We start from the raw sequence: 6,350 nt of genomic DNA, 5'->3' as shown, positions 1-6,350 counted from the left end.
GGCGCCCACGGCGCGTTCCGGGACGGGCACGGCACCGGGCCAGCCGGCTGCAAACGCCGGGGAGGTGCAGCGCTGATGGCTCTTCCCGTTGCTCCCGGCAAGGTCGCCATGCGCAAGACCTTCGGGATCATGGCGTCGTACCGCATGCGCTTCGTATGGGTGTTGGTTCTGCAGATCACGGCGGTGCTGGCCACCCTGGTGGCGCCGCAGCTTTTGGGGCGGCTCGTCACCCGCGTGTCGGCCGGCACCGGCACCGTCGACTACGTGGACAAGATCGTCCTGGTCATCGTGGTGGTCACGATCGTTGGCGCGATCATCAACCGGTACGCGCAGATGTATGCGCGCACGCTGGGTGAGTCCGTCTTCGCCGACCTGCGCGAACGCATGATGACGCGGGTGGTGCATCTGCCCCTGTCCGCCGTGGAATCCGCCGGCACCGGCGATCTGGTGGGGCGCACCACCAACGATGTGTCCCGCATCGAGTTCCTCGTGCGCGTGGGGGTCCCGCAGATCATGGTGTGCACCGTGACCATCGTGTTCACCATCGCCGCTGCGGCCATCTCCGACCCGCTGCTGGCGCTGGGACTGCTGGTGGTGGGGCCGCCGGTGTGGGCCATGATGAGTTGGTATTTACCGATCTCGGTGCCCGCCTACCGGGCCGGCTCGGCGTCCTACGCGCGCCTCAACGGCGTCGTCTCCGAGACGGTGGATCACGCCCAGACGGTTGACGCCCTGGGGATCGGTCGTCGTCGGGAACAGGTCATCGGCGCCGCCGTCAGTGAGGCCTGGAGCCTGGAGAAGTACACCGCGTGGCTGCGAGTGCGCCTGTACCTGGTCCTCGACGTCGCCTGGCGGGCGCCGGTGGTCGTCATCCTGCTGTGGGGCGGCTTCCTAGCCGCCCACGGCTGGGCGAGCCTCGGAGCCATCACCACCGTGACCCTGTATGCCATGGAACTGCGCAAGCCAATCGGCCAACTCATGTTCTGGATCGACCAGGTGCAGATTTCCCAGGCCTCACTCCAGCGCATCCTCGGTGTGGAGGAGGTTCCGGACGATCGCACACCGACCGGGGTCGCACCGCAGAACACGCGCATCCAGCTGCGCGACGTCCACTTCGCCTACCGCGAGGGCGTCGAGGTACTGCACGGCATCGACCTGGACCTCGTGCCCGGCGAACGGCTCGCCGTCGTCGGGCCGTCGGGATCGGGCAAGTCCACGCTGGGCCGCATGCTGGCGGGGATCAACCCACCCACTTCCGGTGCAGTAACGGTGGGCGGGGTGCCGCTCACGGATCTGACCGAGGTGGAGTTGCGCCGGCATGTGGCGCTGGTGACGCAGGAGCAGCACGTGTTCGTGGGTACGCTCGCCGACAACGTGCGCCTGGGCCGCCCGGACGCGGACGACGCCACCATTGCTGCGGCGATTGCGGCGATCGGGGCGCACACCTGGGTGAACGCGCTGCCGGACGGCATGAACACGATGGTCGGCTCGGGACACCTCAACCTGACCCCGGCGCAGGCGCAGGAAGTTGCGCTGGCGCGGCTCGTCCTGCTCGACCCGCACACGCTCATCCTCGACGAGGCGACCTCGCTGTTGGATCCTCACGCGGCGCGCACCCTGGAACGGACACTGTCGACGGCGCTGGCCGGCCGTACGGTCATCGAGGTGGCGCACCGCCTGTACACGGCGCAGGACGCAGACCGGGTCGCCGTCATGATGGATGGGCGAATCGTCGAGCTGGGCACGCATGATGAGCTCGTGGCGCTGGGCGGGGAATACGCCAGCCTGTGGGAGGCCTGGACCCAGGAGTAAGCCCCGCAGCGGGTCTTGACGTCCTTGCGCGCTTGGACCACCTTTACGCCGTTGGACCACCTATGCGCGCTTGGACCGTCCCAGCCACCGGCGTAGGCGGTCCATCCGCGCGTAGGCGGTCCATCCGCGCGTAGACGGTCCAAGCACAGCCTTGCCACCGCCCCCGCCTACGCCCTCTAGACATCAGAGAGCGCTTGACCGTCTCAATGCATGGAGCGGATTCCCACCCCGGCAAGGATCTCGAGTAGTCCACGCTCTCTGAAGGCGTCGTCCCACAACCAGCGCACAACGCGCATGCCCGTCGCTCGTTCAATATTGATTTCCCGACGCCGTTCGTCGACCAGGACTTCGTCCGTCGACCTGTCGGTCAACGCCCGCCCATACTTGACCCGACCATCGAACTCGCCTATCACGCCGTAGTCGAACCAGATGAAGTCAACGCGTCCCAGCAGTCCGCCGTACTCGTCTCGAACCGACTCCTGCAGGTTCGGCAGCGGCAGATGATGCTCCAGCATGACCGCCCGACTCAGACTCTCCCCCGGCGACTCGGAAGCTGGATCAGCTGCGGTGATGACGCGACGCAGCCGTGGCCTGCCTCGCGACCGCTTTGGAGCAGCAGCGGCGATCTCCTCCTTGGTGACGCGGCCCTCGCGCAACATGGCATCGAAGCCAGCGAGGACGTCGCGCAAGGGTCGCTGACGACCCAGATCCGCCAGGGTCTGCGCTACTGAGGCCATGAGCAAACCGTCGTTAAGCACCGTCGCGAAACCTTCATGAGCGCGTAGCGTGCGCAGTCCAGCTGACGTTCGTCCGCCGTCGCGTCCACGTTGCACCACCTGCACCTGCTCGGGAACCGCGCCGATCAATGGAATGCCATGCATGACCGCCGCCGACTCCCTGGCCAGGATGGAACCGCCGTCCAGCAGCCCGGTGAGGTGAGCAGCAATAATCTTGACCCGATGTACCTGGGAGCGGGTCAAGCCGCTGAGCGCATCGCGCTGCACGTAGGCACCACGCATCACTCTGACAAGCTCTCCATCGGGGCGCGACGCTTCTTGGGCGAGAGTGTCGCTACGCAGCCCCTGCCCGGCGAGCTCTGACGACAGCAGGATTGGAATCGGTGAACACCACATGATCCCCACTGTGCGCCCCGACTGCTGTACTCGTCTCCGAGCCTGTGAATGCGCCATATTCACCCCATGCACGAACCCCACCTGTGGAAGCCAGTCACGACGTACACGGTTGCGCTACCTCCCCTACCTACTTCTGGCTGCCTACCTCCGTCCCCGCAGTTGGACCACCTATGCGCGCTTGGACCACCTTTACGCCGTTGGACCACCTAAGCGCGCTTGGACCGTCCCAGCCACCGGCGTAGGCGGTCCATCCGCGCGTAGGCGGTCCATCCGCGCGTAGGCAGTCCAACGGCCAACTGGCGCCGACCCGCTACCTAGCATGAGCGCAGAGACGGGAGCCGGCTGCGCCATATCGACCGGTTTCGGCACGTCATTAGTGCCGGTCTCGGCACGTTACAAGTGCCGGTTTCGGTGAAGGGGCGGGTGCGCGGATCGGTCTCCCAGTGCATCACCGTTCGGTTGCACTGGCATGTTCCCAGCGAGCTAGCAGGAGACCACACCGCCAGACATGTGCCACCCACCCCCGGCATATGAGATTCTGGGACCAGCAAGGGGCACGACCAGACCGCCGTCCCCCACAGTTCACCAGCAGGCACAAGAAGGTCGGTTCTATGAGCCAGCAGCCCCACCAGCCACCGTCGGCGCCACCGCCGCCCACGTCCGCGGCGTCGCCGACACTCATCGAGCTCATCAATCGCATCTCGGACAACATCACCGGGCTTGTCCACGGTGAGATCGACCTGGCCAAGGCCAAGGGACGCCGCATGGTCACCACCATGGGCATGGGCGGAGCGCTCCTCGCCGTCGGCGGCGTGGTCGCCCTGTACGGGCTCGGCTTCCTGCTGAGCACCTTCGTCGAGCTCATTGCGCTCGCCCTGCCGCTGTGGGCGGCCAAACTCATCGTTGCCGTGGTGCTCCTCATCGTGGCAGGAGTCGCCGCATGGCTGGGCGCGAAGCGGCTCCAGGCCGCCAAGGCGGACGTCCCCGACCCGAAGGGCGCCCTCAGCCGCGATATCGACACCGTTAAGACCGCCGCCTCCACCGGCTTCGAGAAGGGCAGCCAGCAGTGAGTGAGAAGAACCCGGCCGACGCGGCCCCCACCCCGGAGGAGATCGAGGCCCGCCTCGCCGCCTTGCGCGCGTCCGTCTCCAACGACGTCGAGGAGCTCGCCCAGCGGCTCGCGCCCAACACGCTCAAGGCATTGGCCCGCAGCACGGCGGAGTCGACGCTCACCGATCTGCGCGGCCGCGCTCAGTCCGCAACCGCCGGCCTCAAGGCGCGGGTGAGCGGAATCGTCGACGCACCACGCACCACCCCCGCCGCGCCGTACTCCGCCGCCGCGCCGTCGGCGGGCGCCCTGCCGTGGAACGAGCGGATTCGGCGCCTGTTCGACGACGCTCGCGACGGCGACCCGCAGGCGCTGGCGATCGTGACCGGCGCCGCTGTCGCCCTGGCGGGACTGAGCGTATTCGCCCTGGTCAAAGCCATCCGCCGCTAAGCACGCCCCCGCGCCCGGGCTCCGCCCAGGGGGCCCGACCCGGCCCGGCAGCGAAGCGCCGTGGGCCTTACCACGGCCGACGTGCTGGCACTGGAATGGTGTTCCAGCGCAGCAACGTTGTACGGTTGGGCCACGACACATTTGCCCAAGTGATGCGCGCCCATGTGCGCGCCCAGAGATACGTTGGAGGGGGTCGAGCCTATGGGGCGCGGCCGTCAGAAGGCCAAGGCGACCAAGGTCGCCCGCAAGCTCAAGTACTTCAGCCCGGAGACCGACTATGCGGCGCTCGAACGCGAGCTCGCTACCGCGTCCTCCGCAGCGTCCCCCGACGCCGAAACCGACGACGACATGTACGAGGAGCTAGCTGCCAAGTACGGTGTCGACGACTGGGACGACGAAACCGACGACGACGCCTAAGCAGGCCCGGCATACCGTTCGCCTGACGCTGCGGACCGCCGAGCCGTCGGCGCCCTAGGCGTGTCGGCACCTTCGGCGTGTTGGCGCAGGGCGGGGTTCCCAGGCTCGTTGCGGCTGACTCGTGGCATGTTGTCACCGAGACCGGCACGTCATTAGTGCCGGTTTCGGTACGTCATTAGTGCCGGTTTCGGTGAGGGGGACGGCCACGGGCAGCCGCACCGGCGCACCCGCACCGGTACCGACACCGGCACCGGTGCACACGCCGGCAGCCGCGCGGTCAGGCGGTGCGGTATGCCCCGAAGACGTCCACGCCGCCCCCGGTGACGCCCTTGGTGCCGGCCACAACCCGTCCCTGGGGGGTATACCCCGCGGCGTCATGGACGCCTCCGAGCACCCAGGCGGGCAGCCCCGCGGACTCGGCCCCGCGCAGCACGTCGTCGACCGCGTCGGGGGACACCACGGCGACCATGCCCACCCCCAGGTTGAGTGTGGCCTCCAGGTCGTCCCAGGGGACGGAGCCGAGGCGACGCACGACGTCGAATACGGGCGGCACCTCCCAGGTGCCCCGGTCGATATCCGCCATGGTTCCGGCAGGGAGGACGCGCGCCAGGTTGGCTGCCAGTCCGCCGCCGGTCACGTGGGCGAGGGCATGCACGCGCAGGGCCGTGGGATCGGCGTCGACGGGATCCACCCGGTTGATGATCTCCAGCAGCACACTGGTGTAGAGGCGGGTGGGCTCCAGCAGTTCGGCTCCGAGGGTGCGCCCGAATTCGGGCACCTCCCGGTCGAGCTGCCAGCCGGCGTGCTCGACCACTCGCCGCACCAGGGAGTAGCCGTTGGAGTGCAGGCCGGAGGAGGCCAGGGCAATCAGCACGTCATCGGGGCGCACGCGCTCGGCACCCAGCACGCGGTCGGCCTCGACGACCCCGGTGGCGGCGCCGGCGACGTCGTACTCCCCGGGTTCCATCAGGCCGGGGTGCTCGGCGGTCTCGCCGCCCAGCAGCGGGGTGCCCACGGCGGCGCAGGCATTCGCCACCCCGCGCACAATGTCCGCGATACGCTCCGGGATAACCTTTCCGCAGGCGATGTAGTCGGTCATGAGCAGCGGGCGCGCGCCGACCACCACGATGTCGTCGATGACCATGCCGACCAGGTCCGCTCCGATGGTGTCGTGGATGTCGAGCGCCTGCGCGATGGCGACCTTGGTGCCCACGCCGTCGGTGGAGGTCGCCAGCAGGGGACGGCGGTAGTCGCGCAGGTCGGACACATCCACCATCCCGGCGAAACCGCCCACTTCCCCGACGACGGCGGGCGTCATGGTGGCAGCCACCGACGCCTTCATGAGTTCGACGGCCCGGTCTCCTGCGGCCGTGTCAACGCCAGCGGAAGCGTAGGTGATGTGGGTATCGGTCGAGGGGCGGCTCATCGGGTGCGTCCTTCTGGCTTGGGGGCGGCGGAGGATGTAGGGGTGGGTTGCGGGCTTCCCGCAG

The 6,350-nt window shown here is 68.3% G+C and carries 6 protein-coding genes; 4 read left to right on the top strand and 2 right to left on the bottom strand.

Features of this window, described 5'->3' with window-relative positions; translation table 11 throughout:
* The first annotated feature begins 75 nt into the window (after positions 1-75).
* Positions 76-1,812, top strand: a complete 1,737-nt coding sequence (locus RWX45_RS09780) for an ABC transporter ATP-binding protein (protein WP_316023537.1) — start codon at positions 76-78, stop codon at positions 1,810-1,812.
* Between the two features lie 203 nt (positions 1,813-2,015).
* Here RWX45_RS09780 and RWX45_RS09775 read toward each other — a convergent pair whose 3' ends face one another.
* A complete protein-coding gene (locus RWX45_RS09775; RefSeq protein ID WP_316023536.1) occupies positions 2,016-2,945 on the bottom strand; it encodes a hypothetical protein in 930 nt (309 codons plus the stop codon).
* A 611-nt stretch (positions 2,946-3,556) separates the two neighbouring features.
* Between RWX45_RS09775 and RWX45_RS09770 the strand changes: the two genes are divergently transcribed.
* From RWX45_RS09770 to RWX45_RS09760, 3 genes are all read left to right on the top strand, one after another.
* Positions 3,557-4,015: a phage holin family protein gene (locus RWX45_RS09770; RefSeq protein ID WP_316023535.1), complete on the top strand. Its 459-nt coding sequence runs from the start codon at positions 3,557-3,559 to the stop codon at positions 4,013-4,015.
* Positions 4,012-4,443: a hypothetical protein gene (locus RWX45_RS09765; protein WP_316023534.1), complete on the top strand. Its 432-nt coding sequence runs from the start codon at positions 4,012-4,014 to the stop codon at positions 4,441-4,443. The genes RWX45_RS09770 and RWX45_RS09765 overlap by 4 nt, the downstream gene beginning before the upstream one ends.
* 201 nt (positions 4,444-4,644) lie before the next feature.
* On the top strand, positions 4,645-4,860 hold the full coding sequence (locus tag RWX45_RS09760; RefSeq protein ID WP_316023538.1) for a DUF3073 domain-containing protein: 216 nt from the start codon (positions 4,645-4,647) through the stop codon (positions 4,858-4,860).
* A gap of 277 nt (positions 4,861-5,137) precedes the next feature.
* Here the strand turns inward: RWX45_RS09760 and purM are convergent, their stop codons facing one another.
* Positions 5,138-6,286 carry a phosphoribosylformylglycinamidine cyclo-ligase gene (purM, locus tag RWX45_RS09755; protein WP_316023533.1) on the bottom strand — a complete coding sequence of 383 codons (1,149 nt, stop codon included), beginning with the start codon at positions 6,284-6,286 and terminating at the stop codon, positions 5,138-5,140.
* Positions 6,287-6,350 lie beyond the last annotated feature (64 nt).

The sequence above is a fragment of the Actinomyces sp. MRS3W genome, assembly GCF_032465695.1.
Classification (GTDB): Bacteria; Actinomycetota; Actinomycetes; order Actinomycetales; family Actinomycetaceae; genus Actinomyces.
Note: the sequence above shows the minus strand (reverse complement) of the source record. Positions and strands in the feature narration are given on the sequence as shown.